18 protein-coding genes are annotated in these 20,496 nt (G+C 41.8%); 9 read left to right on the top strand and 9 right to left on the bottom strand.

The window, feature by feature from the left end; genetic code table 11:
* Positions 1-4: 4 nt before the first annotated feature.
* Positions 5-310, bottom strand: a complete 306-nt coding sequence (locus tag L0659_RS07595) for a hypothetical protein (RefSeq protein ID WP_235125165.1) — start codon at positions 308-310, stop codon at positions 5-7.
* 130 nt (positions 311-440) lie between these two features.
* Here L0659_RS07595 and L0659_RS07590 point away from each other — a divergent pair, with 130 nt between their 5' ends.
* Positions 441-719, top strand: coding sequence for a hypothetical protein (locus L0659_RS07590; protein WP_235125164.1), 279 nt, complete (start codon positions 441-443; stop codon positions 717-719).
* 778 nt (positions 720-1,497) lie between these two features.
* On the opposite strand, the gene L0659_RS07585 is transcribed toward L0659_RS07590, so the two are convergent.
* Entirely contained in the window at positions 1,498-1,968 is a 471-nt protein-coding gene (locus tag L0659_RS07585; protein ID WP_235125163.1) for a JAB domain-containing protein, read from the bottom strand.
* 375 nt (positions 1,969-2,343) lie between these two features.
* Between L0659_RS07585 and L0659_RS07580 the strand changes: the two genes are divergently transcribed.
* The 3 genes from L0659_RS07580 to L0659_RS07570 all read left to right on the top strand — a co-directional run bounded on the left by L0659_RS07580 (position 2,344) and on the right by L0659_RS07570 (position 3,987).
* Positions 2,344-2,796 (top strand): hypothetical protein, encoded by a 453-nt coding sequence (locus tag L0659_RS07580; protein ID WP_235125162.1) that lies wholly within the window; start codon positions 2,344-2,346, stop codon positions 2,794-2,796.
* Positions 2,797-2,924: 128 nt separating this feature from the next.
* The gene (locus L0659_RS07575; protein WP_138366785.1) at positions 2,925-3,251 is read left to right on the top strand and encodes a DUF4134 domain-containing protein; all 327 of its coding nucleotides are present in this window, start codon (positions 2,925-2,927) and stop codon (positions 3,249-3,251) included.
* 379 nt (positions 3,252-3,630) lie between these two features.
* Entirely contained in the window at positions 3,631-3,987 is a 357-nt protein-coding gene (locus tag L0659_RS07570) for a hypothetical protein (RefSeq protein ID WP_235125161.1), read from the top strand.
* Between the two features lie 664 nt (positions 3,988-4,651).
* On the opposite strand, the gene L0659_RS07565 is transcribed toward L0659_RS07570, so the two are convergent.
* Complete coding sequence (locus tag L0659_RS07565) at positions 4,652-5,869, bottom strand: site-specific integrase (RefSeq protein ID WP_235125160.1); 1,218 nt, start codon at positions 5,867-5,869, stop codon at positions 4,652-4,654.
* A 1,502-nt stretch (positions 5,870-7,371) separates the two neighbouring features.
* Between L0659_RS07565 and L0659_RS07560 the strand changes: the two genes are divergently transcribed.
* The 4 genes from L0659_RS07560 (at position 7,372) to L0659_RS07545 (ending at position 10,419) form a co-directional block, all read left to right on the top strand.
* Positions 7,372-8,631 carry a transposase gene (locus tag L0659_RS07560; protein ID WP_235125159.1) on the top strand — a complete coding sequence of 420 codons (1,260 nt, stop codon included), beginning with the start codon at positions 7,372-7,374 and terminating at the stop codon, positions 8,629-8,631.
* Complete coding sequence (locus L0659_RS07555) at positions 8,571-8,969, top strand: transposase (protein WP_310590686.1); 399 nt, start codon at positions 8,571-8,573, stop codon at positions 8,967-8,969. Before L0659_RS07560 ends, L0659_RS07555 begins: the two co-directional genes overlap by 61 nt.
* Before the next feature lie 154 nt (positions 8,970-9,123).
* Positions 9,124-9,462, top strand: a complete 339-nt coding sequence (locus L0659_RS07550; RefSeq protein WP_235125157.1) for a hypothetical protein — start codon at positions 9,124-9,126, stop codon at positions 9,460-9,462.
* A gap of 249 nt (positions 9,463-9,711) precedes the next feature.
* Positions 9,712-10,419, top strand: coding sequence for an outer membrane beta-barrel protein (locus tag L0659_RS07545; protein ID WP_235125155.1), 708 nt, complete (start codon positions 9,712-9,714; stop codon positions 10,417-10,419).
* A gap of 1,839 nt (positions 10,420-12,258) precedes the next feature.
* On the opposite strand, the gene L0659_RS07540 is transcribed toward L0659_RS07545, so the two are convergent.
* The 5 genes from L0659_RS07540 to L0659_RS07520 all read right to left on the bottom strand — a co-directional run bounded on the left by L0659_RS07540 (position 12,259) and on the right by L0659_RS07520 (position 17,716).
* On the bottom strand, positions 12,259-13,572 hold the full coding sequence (locus L0659_RS07540) for a hypothetical protein (RefSeq protein ID WP_235125153.1): 1,314 nt from the start codon (positions 13,570-13,572) through the stop codon (positions 12,259-12,261).
* 169 nt (positions 13,573-13,741) lie between these two features.
* Positions 13,742-14,602 carry an imm11 family protein gene (locus L0659_RS07535; RefSeq protein ID WP_235125151.1) on the bottom strand — a complete coding sequence of 287 codons (861 nt, stop codon included), beginning with the start codon at positions 14,600-14,602 and terminating at the stop codon, positions 13,742-13,744.
* 89 nt (positions 14,603-14,691) lie between these two features.
* A complete protein-coding gene (locus L0659_RS07530; RefSeq protein ID WP_235125150.1) occupies positions 14,692-16,776 on the bottom strand; it encodes an ABC transporter permease in 2,085 nt (694 codons plus the stop codon).
* Entirely contained in the window at positions 16,773-17,387 is a 615-nt protein-coding gene (locus L0659_RS07525; protein ID WP_235125149.1) for a permease prefix domain 2-containing transporter, read from the bottom strand. Before L0659_RS07525 ends, L0659_RS07530 begins: the two co-directional genes overlap by 4 nt.
* 2 nt (positions 17,388-17,389) lie before the next feature.
* Positions 17,390-17,716 carry a helix-turn-helix transcriptional regulator gene (locus L0659_RS07520; protein WP_235125148.1) on the bottom strand — a complete coding sequence of 109 codons (327 nt, stop codon included), beginning with the start codon at positions 17,714-17,716 and terminating at the stop codon, positions 17,390-17,392.
* 469 nt (positions 17,717-18,185) lie between these two features.
* Here L0659_RS07520 and L0659_RS26485 point away from each other — a divergent pair, with 469 nt between their 5' ends.
* Positions 18,186-18,359: a hypothetical protein gene (locus L0659_RS26485; RefSeq protein ID WP_409018805.1), complete on the top strand. Its 174-nt coding sequence runs from the start codon at positions 18,186-18,188 to the stop codon at positions 18,357-18,359.
* 159 nt (positions 18,360-18,518) lie between these two features.
* On the opposite strand, the gene L0659_RS07510 is transcribed toward L0659_RS26485, so the two are convergent.
* Positions 18,519-20,228, bottom strand: coding sequence for an ATP-binding protein (locus L0659_RS07510; RefSeq protein ID WP_235125146.1), 1,710 nt, complete (start codon positions 20,226-20,228; stop codon positions 18,519-18,521).
* Between the last annotated feature and the right edge of the window lie 268 nt (positions 20,229-20,496).

The raw sequence follows: 20,496 nt of genomic DNA, 5'->3' as shown, positions 1-20,496 counted from the left end.
TAGGCTAGTGAAAGGACCAGTAATCGGAGAAAATCTTGATTACATCCCCAACTGAGCACTGGTAAAAAATCGTGGCGAAGTCAATTAAATTCCCTCCAAGACTGATTCCGTGATCATACCAACGATTAAGTCTCCTGTTGACTTTAAACGATGCAGTCCGTTCATCCCGCAAGGGGGACAAATACCAGTGATCTGCACTATGCACTTTGACTGGCTCAAATCCTAATTCTGACAGATAATCAATAAGGTCTAATTCTCTAATTTCTGCCAACGTTAACAGCCCGCGGCTTCCCCTCTCTCTTTCGCTCATTTTGCTTTCTGTTTTGGTTCGTGGAGCGAAATTAAAGAACACGAATGTCAGCTACCTATCCTGGGTAAATTCTCCTTAGGATCGTTTCAGGGGCAATTATTATTTTTGTACCGTACCAAAACCAAGAAACATGATGAACGCGAAAGAGCTGGCAAGTGTGTATGATACCATCATGAGTATCCCCGGAATGAACGATCAGATCAAGATCGATTTGAAGATTAGCAGGCGGAATGTTTTGCTTCTGACCCAGGCGATCAAAAGAGCCTTAAGTGTTCCCGGTGTTGAGGGTAATCCTGATTTGATCGAAATCGCCTCAAACGAGTCAAAGGAAGAACTATTAGCATTGTCGGCCGATTGCTTGCAGAAATCCGGTCTGGTAGAATTGAACGACCGCCTCGCAAAGTTGTAAAAATTTTTTGGGTTGTAATGGCTACTCAGTCAGTAGATAACATCTCGAACCAAAATTTATATCTGCATAATCTTTCGCACCCCCTTGAATTTAAGAAGCCATTTAGATAAAATAGGCGGACTGCTTCGCTGAGCTCACGCTATTTCCCGAGAGGGATGTGTGAGTATCGATTAGGCTATTTAAGGGCATTATGTTATGTGGTTTTATCTCGGTTAACAATTTTGAGAATAAAAATCAGGAAGGCCGCTATTGAAAAACCAAGTAAAACATATTTAAATGAGCCACTGATGAACATGGCTACCGTGAAGGTGACCAGAGCTAGCGATACAATTACACGATCATTTTTCATACGCTGTTTTTGAGTAGAAGCTTAAGATCATTAAATCTACTTGAAGCGCCTTGGTTTTGAGTGTTGTTTTGTCAGGAAATCAACGCAGCAGAAACCTTAAAAACAACACAAGTTATGGTAACGCAGTTATCCTGCACCGGCTCCTTTCTGGCAGTAAGTGCCGCAGTGGCGATCTACTATGTACTCATCGGAATTAGCTATTACCAGTAGGACATCAGGGCACTCCTAAATTCAAAGCAAGGGTTCTAGAACCGGCCGGAAAGGAACCGCAAAATATAAGGGCAGCCAACGAATATTCGACCAAGGTAGACAAGTATTATATTTCTTCAGAAGATCAAGCTCTAAAATTCCAGGCGAATTCCATTGCTGATTTCGGTTGTATTTACTGTGATATTGCCGTCAAGGTATATCACAGTAGGATTTGGAATTTTACCAAAGACTCTCATCTGAAAACGAGTAAAAACCCTCCGCCGTCACAATCAAATGGTCCAAAACCCGTATATTCAGTAACTCCCCGGCTTTTCTCATACTCCCAGTAATATACTTATCAGCATCACTCGGAATTAGCTGCCCGGAAGGGTGATTGTGTGCCAGGATAAGCCCTGTTGCATTTGCTTTCAAAGCAGCTGCAAAAACGATCCTTACATCAGCACTTGCTCCTGAAATCCCACCTTTGGAAACTTCAAAAATCCCTAACACGCGGCTGGCATTGTTCAATAGCAGTATCTTGAACTCTTCAATAAATTCAAGTCTATCGCGGTTCCAGCTTTGGATCAGCACATTGTATGCATCTCTGGACGATGCTACTTTAGGACGCTGGCTTGCTTGGACATTGGTTTTGTAGATCAGCTCAATCTCTGCTACCTGATACAAGTTTGAAACATTCGCAAAGCTTTCCATAATTACCTTGATTTTGAAGTGATTGAATGAATTATGGCGCTTCATTCTGGCACTGGGCAAGCAAGTAGTGGAAGCAACGGAATAAAGGAAAGCATGTGGGTGAGCCATGCGTTTATGCCGGAATTTCCACTACGCTCCGCGGCCCTGTGCCTAACTTTGGGGCATCATTGATGCAAGAAACTCTTTCGGGCATTTAGACGGTCTTCAAAAATTTGGCAAGTCTTGTGGCAATTTCCTTTTTCTATTCAATTGATAATCATTGGGGTACTGTAGTCGCGGCGTGGGTACAAGAAAAAGTTGTACTTGAAGTGCCTTCGTTTTGAGTGTTGTTTTGTCAGGTAATCAATGCAGCAGCAACCTTAAACAACACGAGTTATGGCAACGCATTTATCCTGGACAGGCTATTTTCTTGCAGTGGGTGCTGCAGTGGCGATCTACTATGTGATCATCGGCATACTGTACTACCGGCAGGACATCAGGGCACTAATTAATTCAAAATCCCGGTTTTGGGAACGGCCGGAAAAGCCCCCGCCAATAATCAAATCACAGGCAAGTCAGCCGGAAGAAACCGCTGAGCCTGTTGAAGTGAAAAAGCAACCCTGGCAAAATGAAGCCTTGTTTGCCAAGGTCGAAGAGCTAAGCTCGCAGCTCAGGACTAGTATCAGAGAGGCATACGAAAAAGGCTACGAAAAGCGAGACTTTGTTTTTCTAATCCAAATGTCAATAAAAGATTTTTCTGCCGTCAAAGGCACGCTGTTCCGTGAGGCGATCAACAATGTGATCACTTCGGAATCTGCAAAATATGGCTTCTCAACCTCAGTGCAGTAGAGCTAGAGGAGTTATAGAAGGGAGGTTTAATGATGAGCCCGCTCTCCTGCGCTCCCGCGCCTTCGGGCTTGGGAGCCGCAAGGAGACAAACCGAGTAAACAAGTTCAAAACAATAATCAACGAGGCGTATGAAATGTGGGAAAACCGCCCTTTCAAGCAGGGCAAAACAAGTATGGGCAGCAGCGCTGCTCTCAGTAATTGCAACCATCGCCAAAGCGCAAGACGGCGCGGCGGGCATCTCCGAAGCGGACAGCCAAGTGCGCAGCTATTTTGAGCCAGGCACACAGCTAATGTACGCCATTGGCGCAGTGCTCGGGCTGGTAGGTGCAGTGAAGGTTTTCCAGAAATGGAATGCCGGGGACAATGATACTGGAAAGGTCGCGGCGGCGTGGTTTGGCAGCTGTATTTTCCTGGTAGTAGTCGCTACCGTGCTACAATCGTTCTTTGGCCTATAATTCAGTGAGTTCGGGTACATCTGTCAGCAACTGGCATTCAAGAAAAACAAGACGACCAAAATTTCTCCGCCTAAACTTAGTGGCTGACAATTAATTTTTGGAAGATAAATATTGAGGTAATAACTAATGAAGTTTTGCAAGTCTTATGGCGGGAGCTGCTCGAAGACTTAAAGCGGTTTCTTGCCAGCTCGAAGAAGGCTCCGAAGAAATGGCTTCGAAGCGCTAATGCAAAAAGGAGGATGCTGAACATCTCATCCGGTACGCATCAGAATCTGAGAATAAACGGGAGGTTAAAACATAGCAATATAGGAGGATCATTTTATTATGCATTCCAGGAAACCCAATCACTGGTGCTAGCTGATACAAAACGAACTAAGTGATGGAAAGATCAATAATAAAAATCTTTAACCGGATCCTTATTGACCAAAGAGTAAGGATCTGGCATGTGGGGACTTACCTTGCCTTGGTGCTGCTTTGGGATAAAAACAGGCAATCAAGTCCCTTTCAGGTAACTAGGCGGATGATCATGCAGATGTCCCGAGCAAAAAGCCCTTCGACATATCATAAACACTTGAAAGAGCTCGAAATATTCGGCTACATAAAATACTTACCATCATACCATCCTAAGCAGGGAAGTAAAGTGTGGCTGGTTGAGTTAAAAGCTAATTACAGCTTCGCTTCCACGGCGGCCAGCTTTGGTGATAAAAAAAGGAAGTCAAGCTCCCCCACTAATTGAGGCTATTAGCCGCTGACGGAACACGAACATCCTCGACAATATTTATATATTGCGTTGAAAACACATTTACTCTCCTTCCCTCCAAATCCCACATCACTTCCTTAGTAAGTGCCATGGCAATCTCTATTAGCTTTTGAGCTGCGAATCAGCAATCGGCCTTGTTGCATTAATCGATAGTAGGTCCAATTAACACCCCAGCAAATAGTTTAGCGTTTTCAACCTGGTAATCTAATCCGGCGTTGGTGATTGCCCTCGGCTACTATGGTACTGATCGACCACCCGTCCAGGCCCTTGTTTGGCTTTTTCCTTAACAGAAATGACTGTACCTGTCTTTTTTTAAGATAATTGATGTTATGAGCCATAGATACTTCATGTGAGAGGTGGAAATGATTTTATTCATATTCCTCATGCTCATCTAAAAATATTTGCTTGGCAACAGAAAAAGCCTGTTTAACAGTGGCCCTTAACAGCCAAAGGAAACGAAATAAGCGCCCCACTGAGCTCACGGCTAAAACTTGTAGTGCCTCAAACAATAGAAAAAGCCGCCATTATGCCGTAAGCTTTTGGCGGCTTCTCTCAGTCTTAGGAAATAGGGCCACTTATTTAGCTGCCCTTTTGCCGAGTTTGTTTGTCAAACTTTAATTAATGGTACCATACATATGATCTAAAATTTTGCACCAATAATCTCTGACAATCGTTGCATATCATCACCTACTTTTTTGTCCAGGACTTTCGCGTATAGCTGGGTCGTTTTCAGGCTGCGATGTCCAAGCATTCTTGAGACCGTTTCAATTGGAACTCCATTTGAAAGCGTAACTGTGGTGGCAAAGGTGTGTCTAGCTAGGTGAAAAGTAATTGGCTTGACTATTCCACAAACATCTCCAATCTCTTTCAAATAAGCATTCATCTTCTGGTTGGAAAGGACCGGAAGCAGATGCTTGTCTAAATGCTCCAATTGGCTTTCATATTTTTTTAGCAACTTCAAAGCTGGTGGTAAAAGTGGAATTCGTGAGGCAGAGTCTGTCTTTTGACGCTTTATATTTATCCAAATTTCACCTGAACGACCTTCGATTATATCCATTTTGCTGAGTTTTGCAACATCGGCATATGCCAGGCCAGTGTAGCAGCAAAAGAGAAAGATGTCTCTTACTTGTTCTAAGCGTGGAATCTCGAATACTTTATTCGCAACTGTGCGTAATTCGTGCTCCGTCAGTGCAACTCGATCTACTTCATGCTTTGCAAATTTGAAAGCAAAAAATGGATCTTTCGCTATGATATCATTCTTCACGCAGATCAGTACTATCTTCTTCAGGTTTGCCAAATACTTCATTGTGGCATTGTGACCAACCTTTTTTACACCCTTTAGATAGAACTCGAAATCTGAGATGAATTTGTAGTTGAGTTTCCGGACATCGAAATCCTTTGCTTTGAAATTCCAGTTGATGAATTCCTGGGTGTGCCTGAAAGTGGTCTGATATCGCATGTAGGTTGCATGAGCATATTCTGATCCTATCAACTGTTTAACCTTCATATTATGTTCTTCGAATAAGGATAGGAGTCCAATAATATTCTGATCCTCGCCTTGCCATTTACTCTTAAAAACTTCAATGCACATTAATAAGTCCTCCTGGATAATTTGCCGCTGAATGGCATAAGCTTTACCTGCCAAGGATTCCAAAAATGCGTTGACTTCTCTCGCCTCTATTGTTGTGCCCTTCGCCTTTCCCGAGCTTACTGACCACCTTTCTGGTGATACAGATTTACCTGTTGCAACCTCAAACCTTGCTCCACCAATTGTTATCCGCATGTAAACGGGCAGTTGATTGTTTCGATTGATCTTCGATTGCCTAACCGAAAACAGAATTGTCATGCTTGATTCCATCTTTTTTTGTTTTAAAATTAGATATCTCATTTTGTTGAATCAAGATGTTCATTTCCTGCACATGTTATTGATTGACAAATAATTAGGCATACAAGAGGGACCAAAAAGGGACTGAAAAATCATAACTGGACTCGGTCCCGAATTCGTCCCTTCGCTATTGTTAGACTTTGAAAGATTTGAGATATCGAGCATTAAACAAAACGTTCGTAAATCATTGATCTACCGCCGGTTTAATGTTTTGAAATTTTATTGAAATGGAGATGGAGGAAGTCGAACTCTATCTTTAATCAACTTATTTTCAAATACTTACCTTCCCGTATTTTTCTCAGTCCCTTATTCGTCCATCGGGTCTTGATGCGAAATCTGCGGAAAAACAAAAAGCCCGCAAATTTATTTTGCGGGCTTTTGTAAGATTTGATTTTTCAATCAGTGGAGATGCAGGGAGTCGAACTTTCCTCAGATCTTCCTAAATATCAGTTACTTATAAAATGTCAAAATTCTGCTCACCGAATCGCTCACCAAGAAATAATCAAGCTGCAATTTCCTTACAAAGATACTTTCCAAAGAATTTTTATCCAAGTCTTGGTTCTGCTCTTTCTTTGAAAAGAGGTACGAAAAAAAAGCATTCGAAACGTGCTCAAACCCCTAGGGTCGAAATAGACTGTAATTTGATTTCATGTACCACTAAACTGTACTCTTTCAAGGTCTTCGATGATGGATATTGACCACTTAGCTGCTAACCGGGAGAGTACGGAAAAACCACCGATTAAATTTTCACCAGCCTCCTATAAACAAAGGTTATTGTTGATCTACTGACAGGTCATTCCTCAAGGCAAAATCTCAGGTAGCTGGGAATGTAATGTCTCATCAACTCAGCTAATTTCTGAAAATGAGACATTGATTTGTGAGACGACAATTTGAGAACCCTTCTTCAAGGTTTGGTCCAGAATCTTGGCCGTCATCCCATACCTACCAAAACGGGACGTGGCTGTTGCACAACTATTGAAATACGATCTTAAAAATGTGACCTTATGCTCGGAGTTAATCTTTTCCGATATGCACAGATTGTCACAGACACATTTGGTAGTGCTATTGCAATCCTTGAGTATCTATCATTTCGTTCTTGTAAAAAAGGACGAAGAGTACAGAGCTAATAATGATTTTTATCAACATCCAATTCTCAAAATGCTGGCTGGTGGCATACCATACGACTGAAAATTCAAACAGAAATGAAAGAGAAAGAATACAGCCCATTTTGAACCCCCTTTGTCGTAAAGCGAGCTGAAAAGGAAAATATAGAAGAATGATCTCAATCGCTGGTAGTGATAGTAGGATCCAAATCGTATAAAATATGTCTTCTATTGATATTACTTTTCCCCAATCCCATGTTGTTTTGCCAGTAACTGTTTGAAGTAAATATATGGCAATCCATTTCGCTGCTATATAGATTGAAAATTTTGAAAGCTTTCCTGTTATAGTCATTTGAATTTAAATTATGGGGCTTGCCTGCTGCTTTTTTAAAGAGCCGTATGATCTCGTTTAATCCTTTTTTTGTAACTTCAGGAATGCAAGGAAGGAAAAATTACTCGGAAAAGTTGTTCGTCAGCTTCCAACTTTCAGATCGCGTTCCTAAGGAAAATTTCTATCGCAGGCTGCGCGAAACGCTCGATTTACAGTTTCTATACAAAGACACCCGCGAGCTGTATGGCAAAACGGGCAATCCATCAATCGATCCGGTTGTGTTCTTTAAGTTGATGCTAACAGGATATCTGGAAAACATAACATCTGATCGCCGTTTGATGGAGCATTGCTCTATGCGGATGGATGTTCTTTATTTTATCGGTTATGATATTGACGAACCGCTGCCATGGCATTCCACTGTTAGCAGGACCAGGCAACTATATCCCGCCACGCTCTTCGAGTCGTTGTTTGACAAGGTATTTACCATGTGTGTTGAAAATGGAATGGTTGCAGGTCACACTCATGCCATCGATTCGGCTCCAATAAAAGCAAATGCTTCAATAGAAAACCTTGAATTAAAGGTTCCAGCACAGTCGATTACGGCGCATTTTACAGGAGTTGATCACTACAATCCGGATATGAGAGCAAACTATCAAGATGACAACACCGTGATGACTGCTAGTCCAAGTCAACTCAAACGCCTGGCAAAATACCAGGACAACTTAAATGCTGACAGGCCAAACCGACCGAAAGCCAGTAATGAGAAAGCGCAATTGCTAAGTAATAAAACGCATTACAACCCGCATGATCCGGATGCCAGGATCTCAATTAAACCAGGCAAAGCCAGAAAACTCAATTACCACTGTTCAATGTCTGTTGACGTCGCGAAAGGCGTGATAAGTCATATTCAAGCTGACTTTGCCGACGGTCGCGACAGCCAGTATTTACCTAGAATCGCAAGTGTTTTGAAGGATAGACTCAAGAGAAATTGTCTGAGTTTAACAGACCTGATGGCTGATACAGGTTATTCCAACGGATACAATTATCAGTTCCTGGAAAAGCGCAAAATCGCAGGGTGGATCCCAGTCTTCGGAAAGTTCAAACCGCTGGTGGATGGCTTTGATTACAATAAGGAGACAGATTCCTACCCTTGTCCTAATAGGAAAGGGTTACCGTTTCGGTCACTCGAGTACAGCACAGACGGTAAGCCCTTAAAGGCATATTGGACTACAAGAAGTGACTGCGTGTCCTGCCCATTAAACAGAAATGTATTCCAAAGGCTGGTACTAAGAGAATTGTAAAGACGATTTATGAGGAAGAATATCAGCGTGCTTATCTCCGCCAACAAACGACAGCCGGGAAACGCATGAAAGGTCTGAGACAGGGAACAGTCGAACCAGTCTTTGGCAGCTTAACACAATATTATGGGCTCAACAAGATTCCAGTACTTGGAATTGATGGCGCTCATAAAACGATGCTGATGGCGGCGATTGCCTTTAATATTAAAAAATACATCAAGTGTCATCCTAATAAGGCCGCCGAAGATGCCCTTCATAAGGCCAAAGATTACCTCTCAGAGCAATTGAACATATTAACCTGTCATTTGGGTGCAGAATTTGGTTTTTCGTTAAGACCATAGGAGCCGCAACCAGCGTAAGAAGTTTGATCGGCAGTTGTGCAACAGCCACGGACGTTTTGTGAGACAGGCTTATTGTCTAATTTTACGTCAGTTTGTCGGGTACCTGATGAAACACGACTACTCCCGGACTGGCATAAACGAAACAGCCTATTGCATGACGACAGGGGAATACAAAATTATAGTGAGTGAGCCATGGGATTTTCAGGGCATCGCTGGCCAGAATTTGATAGCAGGCGAAATTTTAGAGGTTCTTTCACCCCTTGCTATAATCTTTAAGTCATACCATCACATATCAATTAAGGGTCACACCGGCGATACTTTTTTATTACGACCTAGATATGAGAAGCAAGTATTTAGAGCGGAAGATGACTATGAGGGCACAGTGGATGGCTCACTTTTGCTGATGAATAATTATAAAAAAATGGAAGAAAGTTTATTTACCGAAAATACGGAGTATGTGTTGATTGGTAGCTTGAAAAAGCATTCTGCGTAGCATGATCAGTTGCTACCAAGGTTTACACTTGTTGTAAATGTGAATAGCGGATCCTTTTGGCGACTCATGTATCACAAAACGCTCAAACGTGAGACAGTCATCCTCTATCTAACATGCCAAGTCCCAGCATTTGCTGTTCTTTGATAAGGTGTTAGTTTCGTAATGCTATTATTTTCAATCTCGAGTTATTTCGGGTTACAAACCGTAAATTTAAATATTACATCAGTACTGTGACTAATTTTAAGTGTTATGAAGAAAAAGCTATTCCTTCATTTAGTGGCGATGCTCTTGCTACAAACTGTGGCCATGGAGTATGTATATGCTCAAGGCGCTGGAAAATGGAACTTTGGTGTCTCGGTTGGCTTAACCTCTGAAAGATTTAAAGTCACCAGAGATTTCAAAAATCAAACTCAGGTAGTATCTACTCAGGCGTACAATGTAAGTTCCTGGTCGAATTTTGGTGGTGCGTTGTGGGCTGAGAGAATGTTGTCTCCTACTTGGTCACTGGTTCCTCAATTCGGTTATCAAATTGTACGTATTAAAGACAATGTACTTTCTGGGGGATTATCAAAGTCTGGCAGCGGTGATGACCTTAAGGAAACCCATCATTATGTTTCCCTTGCGCTTCATTTGAGAAAGTATTTCGTGTCAAATTCGAGGTTGAGACTATTCGCTGATGCCGGCATAAAGGCGGACAGGTTGGTTTGCTTTAAAAATGAATATTGGCGCTATAACAATGAAACCTGGAAACCGACACTTCTAAACAACATAAATCCGGCAATCATATTTGCGACCGGTATCAGGCGGGGCAGATGGTCGTTATCAGCAGAATATCAGTATTTTCTAGGAACACCGCTTGTTAAAAAGTACAGAGGAAATTCGGTAGCCAATGGTGTTAAGACAGATCTGGAGAGACAAAGCCTGGCCGTCAAAGCAGCATTTACCATTCTGAAATAACATTGATCATTTATTGCCATAAAAAAATCTGCTGTATTTTATAGTCTTTTCGTTTCTTGCCTGGTATTGCAAGGATGCTGAGCCAGGTGTAAATCCGGAAGTGATTAGAAGACCATGGGCACCTTTCGGAGTTTCTGCCATTAATTAGTACTGTTAAGCTGCGTTGTGCAAAATGCTGCCAATCTCAAAAACCCTCAATTTTTGCGACGAAGTGCTGCATTTCGTCATATTTGTCAAACATACGACTGGTTGTATGTATGTCAAAGTCAGCCCGAAGTACAGTTAAGGCGCTGAAATTGGAGTATAACGAACTCTAAGCTGTGCTCATTAGCTGCCAACCGACATTTGCCCCTATAATCCAAATTACGTTTATACCACCGAATTTACGAAACGCAGCTTTAAGTAAGTTAAGGTAATACCTACATGGTAGTTTAAATCACCCGCTCTACGTGACCATCGTTTCTGCGTAAACTGATAAACGACGAATGAGAGAATGAACCACAGACCCTAGCTCACTCCGGACTATGCAAGATCTGAAGGATCAAATATACCTCCAACAGCCGAGAGGTTTTTTTGTTTTTTACGAATGAATTGACCTAAGTGCTGCCTGAATACGCCTACCTTACATGTAGTAATCTCGACAACCTAGCTCTCATGTTATTCTTTATTGAACCGCTGTTGCATATTCAATAAAAGAAATTTAGACGGATCACATCAATTTTAAAGGTTGCTCATCATTGTGATCCGGATCATGCAGGATTGTTAAAGACCATATAATCCAGAAACACCGGAAACTTTCCTTTCAACCGTCTGAAAACCTGGCAGGGGCTCAATGGGACATCTATTCTCAGGAAAAGGACGTGGGCGTTCCACAACTATTATCATCTATTGTATTTTTAAAAACAATCGTAACTTTCCATTACTTCTTATCAATGTTGCATTATCGTTAAGTAAATATTGTGGAAAATCTCACGGTCAAAAATGCAAAATCCTGGATTGGTTTATTACTCACCAACCTTTTTTTTGTACTCCTTTTCTGGTATCACCAACCTTTGTGTGAACCATGTTTAGAAAGTGCTGATTGCCTTTCATGCATATCAGACTTACAATATGTTATTCTTTACTTAGCAATATTTAACAACCTGTTATTTGTGGGTCTGGCACTTAATAGGAGATACTAAAGGTCTTAAATCACAAATCTTCAACCTGCATTACCTCGTTCTCTCTTATATATTCTGTGTTCAAGTTAGGAATTGACAATCAAGCATTCAGAATATTGACTATCAATTGCTTGCGTAACAGCTGAGTGATAGCAAAGGCAATTATAGCTACTAGAAATATCCATACTTTATACCGGATCAACCAATAAATACAAGGGGTGCTCACCAGAATCCACTCGATTATAAGTTTTTGACTAATATGCTTTTGGTTCGGTAGTATCAGTAACAAATCCAGAATAGCCAATTCAGCTATGAACAAACCCCAGAAAATTAGTCCATATAAACAGATTAGGATCAGACTAGCTACTACTGATTGAAAGATAGTATTGTTAAGATGATTATTAGTTTGGTTAAAAATTACCGAATAGAGGAGCATGGCTACAAATACGCCCAAAACGTTAATCCAGTTTGTGGCCAGTATTTTCATAAATATGAACATTGTAAACCAGGTTTCAGGCCATTTTAAATCATTTTACTGTGCTACGGTATAGTTCCTTTTTCTTTTCTGAACTCGGTCAAAGAGCTTATACTAAACCCTCCAAACCGGCATTTGTCATAACACTTTAAATACTTTGCCGTAACAAATTTAAATTCTTAACATATATATACTAACTTAAATCTAGTTGACTTCCAGTTCCTTGCAAAATGGACCTGAAACACCCGATTCCTTGAAATTTAACTGCATCTGATATTTCCCCGGTTTTACTCCCACTGGCAATGTGTATGAGCCAAAGAATAGAACCAAGGCGCCATCGCCGTATGTTCTGTCTTCTTTGACTTTGGGAAACACATCAAAAGAGCCCTGCGAACCTTTGATTTTTAAGGAAGGGAACTTGTCCACAGTAACTTTAGGCCCATCAAACGTTCCGGTGAATATTGGGAATGGGCTTATGAAAATTTCTTCTCCTGCACGAGCTTTGATAGGTTCAAAAAAACCAGGGTCGAATTCATTATCCACTGGTTTATTGGTCCAGATACGTTGAAATCCATTCTCGTTATTTCTGTCTGAAATCATGTAAATGGTACTGGAAATGACATCCTTATCCTCATAAACACTTACATAATAATTACCATTACCCACGTTGGAAGGAATATTAACTTGCAATCTGTCTGGCCCCTCATATTTGGCATTAACCCAAAGAGCTTTGTTCTCAGGTGCATTCTCAAGCTTTACCCGATAGGATTTACCGGGTAAAAAACAACCTCCAGCTATTGTGATCTGTTGGCTTTTCGGAATTGTGTGCCACCAATTAGATATGCCATCAAATTGTGCGCCTACTTGCATCCTGCCTAATTTGAGCTTTTGAGGAAATACAAATTGCTCTTGATAGTAAGTAATGCTCAATTCGACGTTCTCAGAAGGTAAAAGTTTGTATCCATCTTCAAAATAAAAAAAGTAAGGACCTGTATTTTTTACCACGGCGGCCCCTGTACTAAGGTCGCGTAGCGTTGCTTCTATCTTTTCAGCGTCGTCCGGGCGTTCGGGTATTGTTCCGACGCCATGCGTGAAATCTATGTCAGCGATAGCCGTTCCATTTTCAGTCACGTAAATATCCTCCTTGAGCCTTGCCTGAAGAGCGCCTTCCAGATCTACATATACCTTATAGAGAATGATGGCATTTGTAAAAGTATTATTCACAATTAATGGACGCGGCTCAAATCCGCGAAAATACATGGAAATAAAAGGATCGTCGAGAGTGACAACAAAGCCCTCAGCCAAATCCATCTTTAGTGTAATTAAATCTGACTGATAACTTTCAGGAAGTAGAACCTGGATTGTTTTAGCATCGTGATCTATTAGGACACTTTTCGCTCCCTCTACGGTAACATTTTTCAAACGTATATTTGCCCCAGGCGTTGGCGACGGCGAATGTTTACGCTCGCATCCGAGGATCATAAAGTAAAAAACAAAACAACATAACTGATTTTTCATGGCATCTGAATTGGATAGGAGTCTGTAATATCATCTTTGTTTTTTAGGACATCAAAGTTAGGTTTATTTCACTTAGATGATCCGGTGACTTGAATCAATAGGTGACGTGTATTTATTGGCTAAATTGTAGATAATGTGGTAAATAACAAAGATGTCGACATTCAACAAATTAATGACGTTTGCGCGTCTCTTTTATCCAATTTGCAAGCTCGTTCACTGTTATCTCTCCTATATTTTCAGAAGGCATGTTGTTTTCAACTGCTAGTACTGGTTTAGCCTTTTTTGAAACTTTGCTTTTTTGTCGAGTAAGACTGCTTCGCTCGCTTAGATAATTATGCCAGTCGTTAAAAGACATTTCTATGGGTCTGAACTCGACGCCAAAACAACCTGCATCAATAATTTGCTGCTTTAAGGTTTCTGAGACTATGTAAGCAAAGGCGCCTTCAACAAACCTTAAATATAAAAATTGCGGCGTTTCGTCCGAGTCAAGTAAGGCAAGGTTTGCTATTCGTATATATTCGTCCAGATTTGTACAATCTCTCTGGTTTCGCGCTCGTTCCTGAATAAAACCGTCGGCATCTATGACTGAAAGAACTTCTTCGGTGATGCCTTTACCTTCCTGCAACTCAAAGAAAGGGGCTTTTATCACCTGGCTTTTAAAAAAATCAACAGATTCAAGCGATTCTCTTGTTGGATGAACAAACCAGTAATCATCATACACACTGCCTCGGTGCCCCACTACTGTTTTGAAGTATTGAAACGCTTCGGGAGAATACTTATCTAGGATATTTTTTAGCTTCCCACTTACCAGCAAGTTACTCATAAATTCTGCACTGACACCAGAGATGATGTCTGTTGGTTTTGCACGGTTGTAAATGCTCACCTGTGGCACCAAGACATCTGTTGCAATGAATTTCAGATCGAAGTTCTCAATTGAGTTTTCATTACCAGTACTTGATGTATCCTCGACCTGAGGAAAAGGGCCGCAAAGTTTGGGATTCAGGCTATATGTTAGCGCATAATACTTCATTCGATTGTCAATCTGCTCTTTAAGAGGTAAAGTATGATTATTTGATTACCATCAACTTTGAGGTCCATTTAGTTTATTAATTGTATCCATCATTCTCGCTTGAGGGAGTCAACAGGGTTCATTTTTGCGGCTCTGATGGTCTGAAAGCTAACGGTGATGAGTCCGGTCAGCAGCACGAGCAAACCTGCGATTCCGAAAGTCCACCAGCGAATGTCGACGCGGTGGGCGAAGTCCTGCAACCATTGATTCATACCAAACCAAGCAATCGGTGAGGCAATCACAGCCGAAACGATAATTAGGACAACAAAATCCTTCGTTAAAAGGATTGCAATGCCCGAAACGGACGCACCCATCACTTTGCGAATCCCTATTTCCTTCGTCCTCTGCCGGACAATCAGTGCAACCAGGCTAAACAAACCCAATGCTGAGATGCCGATTGCAAACAATGCAAACACAGTGAAAAGTGATGCGAGCCGATTTTCTGACTCGTACATTTTTTGCATATTTTCATCTGCAAAGCTGTATTTGAATTCTTCATCGGGGAAAAATTGCTTCCAGCTCTTTTCGATATGCTGAATACTTGCCGGCATATTTTTACTGCTCACGCGAATGTAGGTGCTGCTAATGGCAAAAAATGTAAGTGGATTATAAACAAGTAACGGGCTTACTTTCTTCAACGAAGTGATCTGAAAATTCTTGGCCACCCCAACAACCCGGCCCTGCACCGCACCCAGTTTTAAGATAGAGTCCACCGGATTCTGTATTCCGATTGCTTTCGCCACGCTTTCAGTTATGATGATTGGCTTTTGGTAGTGTAAGGCCTCGGCCCGGGCATGTTCACCGCGTTTAGTAAAATCTTCCATCAGCGAATCGTAGGCCATCACGTCGGTTGAGAAATTCCTTGAAAATGCCCAGCCTTGTTTCATTTCAATGCCCATGGTTTTGATAAAATCCAGGTCCGCTGAGATAAAGGCGAAGTCCAGCCGCCTGGTCGAGTCAAATGGACTTGGCATACTGGATGAATTACCGAAATTTTCTCCCAGTTTCATGCCAACAAAACTTACAGATTCAAGATTCGGATTATCGAGCAGTGTCTTTTTAAAAGCGTCTTTATTTTTAGAGATATCAACCGCAGGTAAGATTAGCAGATGGTTTTTATCAAAACCAAGCGGGCGATTATTAAATAGGTCAAGCTGCTGCCATACCACGATCGTGGCAATAACCATCACCATAGAAATGCTGAATTGAAAAACGATCAGCATTTTTCGGAGACTAAAATTAATTTTCAATCCACCCTGACGGTCTTTGAGAATACCGGCAGGCTGCATCCTGCTCAAAAAGAAGGCTGGATACATGCCCGACAAAACACCGGCTGTCAAACCAATGCCGAAAAAAAGTGCCAAGTTCTTGAAGTTAAAAAGATAATTCAATGGAAGCTTGATCAGGAGAAAATTGCTGAATACCGGCCAGCCTATCATGGACAGGACCATTGCAAGCACGGTAGCAATGCTAAAAAACAAGAATGACTCACCAATAAATTGAAATGCTAGCTGATGCTTTCCGCCTCCCAAAGTTTTCCTGATACCAACTTCCCGCACACGGCCCAATGCCTGCGCTGTCGTCAGGTTTACATAGTTGATACAGCCAATAACCAGTATCAAAAAAGCAACACATCCGAAAATATACACATACTTGATGTCGCTCATGTTGGCACTAGGGTTATTGATGCCAGCTGAGTGAAGATGAATATCGGTCACTGGTAAAAACTGAATACCCACTTCCGGGGACAAATTGTATTTGGTGAAAGTCTTTGAAATCTTACCACCCAATTTTTTTACATCTGCATTTGCTTTGAGCAGCACATACTGGGGGGTGCCAGAATAGCCGTGGAAATTCAACGTTTCCTGCCGATCTACTTTTGGAAAAAATACGTCTCCTTTAAAATGCGTATTGGCAGGAATATTCTCGATAATGCCGGTTACAGTGAAATATTCCCTCTTGCCATTCCAGCCTTTCTGAACAACTGACTTGCCCATCGCATCCGCATTTGGGAAGAGCTTACTTGCTGCCTCTGCCGTGATGACTACATTTGACTGGTCCTTAAAAACCGTTGATCTGTTGCCATCAAGAAAATTGAAATTGAATGTTTCAAAAAAATCAGGACTGACCGTCAACGAATTGAGCGCAAGGGTTTCTCGTTTTTGAGAAATACCAGCTCGTAAGCATTGAAACTAGTGAACGCTTCCACCTCCGGGACTTCCTGTGTTAGTGTCGGGCCCAGAGCCACGGGAACCACAATATTGCGCTCGATCGGAGATGTTTTCCGGTTCTCCATTACAAGCTGGTAAATCCTGTCCGAATTGCTATAATGTTTATCAAAAGACAACTCATAAAAAACATAGGAAATGATCAGCATAACACCTGCTAACCCAACTGCCAGCCCGAATAGATTTATAAATGAATAAATATGTCCTCTTTGAAAGGTTCTGAAAGCAATTTTGTAGTAATTTTTTATCATATCCGCATTGACAAAAAACGGTGTTGGGTACGTGGCCGGTTCGCTCAGTGCATTTATCTTGCGTTTAAGAAAATAAGGCCGTGAGAATTTTAGCACTTGTAGTAGATACCGTCTTCGGGCGACAGTCTCTCCAAGTGCAGATGCATCAATTGTAAACTGTTCGTGTAAATCACCTAAGATTTCTTCGTGCTGCTCCGAAGGGCATGTCCATTTTAAAAAGAAATCAGCCCAGTCGGGAGGGGTAGGCTCTGAATGTTGGTCGGCCATGATCAGGAGATAAATGGTAAAGGGATTGATTCCCAGAGTTGATTTCTAAGCTCACGCATATCCAATAACATGTGTTTGCCAAGCGTAGTGACAGTAAATATGCGCTTACGCCTCCCGCCACGGGCTGCTGTGGGACTACCTAACTCCGAACTGACAAAAGCTTTTTCCTCTAACCTATATAACGCTACGTGAACTCCGCTCAGGCTTACAGGTCTTTCGGTTCGCCTGTTCAGTTCAGCGGCGATGGTTACCCCGTACGCGTCTGAATCAAGCACTGCGACCGTCAGAAGAACGAGCTCCTCAAATTCTCCCAAATAAGCTCTTGCCATTCAACTATTACTTAAAGATTTATATCATTGTTGTTTGTTAAACAAATATAATGCCATGGTTGTTGCAGCTTGCTATGGCCGATTTATAACAGCCCTGATGTTCACTATCGAACATTACTTGTACGTTTTCGGCTATTCATACATGTACAAGATCACATATAATATATCTCTCTCATGCCAATAGCTCAGGGGGTATTGCGTTCGTCCAAATCAATAAGACCCCATTATAAATATATTGGCTAGGCAGTACATTTTAAGGTACAGGATTTAGAGTATATCAAACCTTAGGAGGTGTTTATGGGTTCTAAACTGGTATTTTAACTTTCCGGCAGAGTACATTTTAACGACCGGTTTTTTAGTTACCTTCAAGTGGTTACATAATAAGCTGTTTCGAACACTAATAACTTGCCCCTGTGAATATCTTCATTCGAGCCTCGACCGGCCTTTTATCATAATTTCTGACATCAATTTGCCAAAGCTTGATGGCCTTGAACTTAGAAGGAAAGTTCAGAACGATGCCGAACTGAGTCTTAAGTGTATTCCATACGTATATTTCACCGCAGCGGTTAATCAACAAGCTGTTATTGACGCTTACAGCACATCTGCCCAGGGCTTTTTTGTAAAGCCAGTTAGTTTCGATTAAATTAAAGAAACAATTAAGGCGATGATCGAGTATTGGAGAAAGTGCGCAGCACCTAATAATTTTTGAATCTAAACCTACTCCAAAAACAGCCAGTTCTGTAAACATGTAAGACACCTCAGAGGCATTTATTAAATCGACAAGCACGAGCCTAAATTTCTGTCACGAATCTTTAGCAGCCGCTGGTAAGTAAACCTCGAATGTAGCCCCTTCTCCGAGCACACTGTTAGCTGTTATTGCACCGTTGTGGTTATGGACAATCTTTTCGCAGATAGCCAGCCCGATTCCAGTCCCTGTGAATTTGCTCATGCCATGAAGCCGCTGAAAGAGTTGGAAAATACGGTCACGATATTTTTGTTCAAAGCCTACCCCATTATCAGTAATCTGTATACAGTGATATAGCCTTACCTTCGCTGCTGGCTTGATATGGGCGGGCAGCTCACCTAATGCAAGCGCTTTAGATTCTATAACTATAACTGGCACTGATGGGTGCCCTGCCAGGTCGACGCTGCTGAACTTAATTGCATTGGAAAGTAAATTCTCAAACAACTGCCGCAACTGAGACGCAATACCACTTACATTTGGAAGCGGCCCAATTTTTATTTGAGCATTCGACTCTTGAATTGTTAATTCTAACGTGTTTAAAGCGTAGTTAAGGACTTCTTCAAGCGGTAACAGTGCAAAAGCGTCTTGCTGGGTTGAGAGGCGTGAAAAACTAAGTAAATCCTCCATCAGGACTGACATTCGGGAAGCGGCTGACTGGATGCGTTCCACATACTGTGCCCCCTCTCCGATCCTGTCTCCAAATCTGGCCATCAATAAACTGCTGAACTGTTTGATCTTTCTAAGCGGTTCTTGCAGATCGTGTGATGCAACATAGGCGAATTCTTTCAAACTGTCATTGGAACGTTCAAGGTCTTCGTTAACCGATTTTAGCGCTTTGTTTGCGGTAGTTAGTTGTTCATTTGCATTTAAAATGGTCTGGCGCTGGTTTACCTCTTGCGTGATCTCAGTGCAAATAACTACGATACCTGACACTGTTTGATCATCCTCAAAGAACGGCGTATAGATAAAGTCAATGTAGGTATGGGTCAGCTCCCCATTGCGCCGCAATGTCACGGGCCTTTCCTTTGCTTTAAAAGGGATACCTGTTGCATAAACCCCAGACAGTAGTTCTTCCAGGCCTTGGTGGCGGACTTCGGGCACTGCCTCAAATAAGGGCCTGTTAATGACCTGTTGGTAAGTTTTATCCCAATATTCAAGCACACGCTCATTAGCTGATGTGATGATAAAATCCGGGCCATTAAAAAGTGCAACCGCCACAGGTGCCTGCTCCACTAGCCCCCGGAACCTATGTTCACTACGGAGGAGCTCGGTTTTAAAGGCAACATGCTGGGTTGTTTCCTGGCAGATAACGAGTACCCCTGCAATGCTACCTTGGTCATCCAGTACAGGACTATATCCGAATGTCCAATACACTTCCTCAATTTGGCCATTTCGAAAGATCGGTATTAATTGATCCTGACTCCAAACAGGATCGCCGCCTTCCAGCACCTGGTTAATTAATGGACCAATAGTTTCCCAAATTTCTGGCCAGCAATCCGGGCCGCTCTGGCCTAATGCCGTTGGATGTTTGCCTTCATTGCCGAGACTTGGCCGGTATGCATCATTGTAAAACTGGGTCAAATACGTACCCCACCATAAGAACATCGGAAAACGGGAATTCAATATTGTTGATACCATCGTACGAAGGCTCTGAGGCCAGAACTCCGGAGATCCGACAGGACTTTGATCCCAGCTATAATCCCGGGTCAATCTCCCCAGTTCACCACCACCATTTAGAAACAGATAGCTGCCTTTATTATCGTTCATATTAGCAAATCAAATATTTGTCGACGAGCGAAGTTAGTTCAGGTAATAACACAGATTGACTTTGTTCATGATCTTTAAGCAAAAGTCTCTTGGTATTGTAACTTATAATAAATCTGTTCCAGCCCTACTTAGGCAATTCGCCCCTACACTTTGAAATAGACTACTATTTAATACGCGAATACGGTAAGGCCCAGATCTAGCTTTATGGTTGTTTAATGCTTTATGAGCAGCATCCTATGGCCAAATATTACCTGGGAATGACAATGAA

Source organism: Dyadobacter sp. CY347, assembly GCF_021502655.1.
In the GTDB taxonomy this organism is placed as follows: domain Bacteria; phylum Bacteroidota; class Bacteroidia; order Cytophagales; family Spirosomataceae; genus Dyadobacter.
This window is presented reverse-complemented; position numbering and strand designations above follow the sequence as displayed.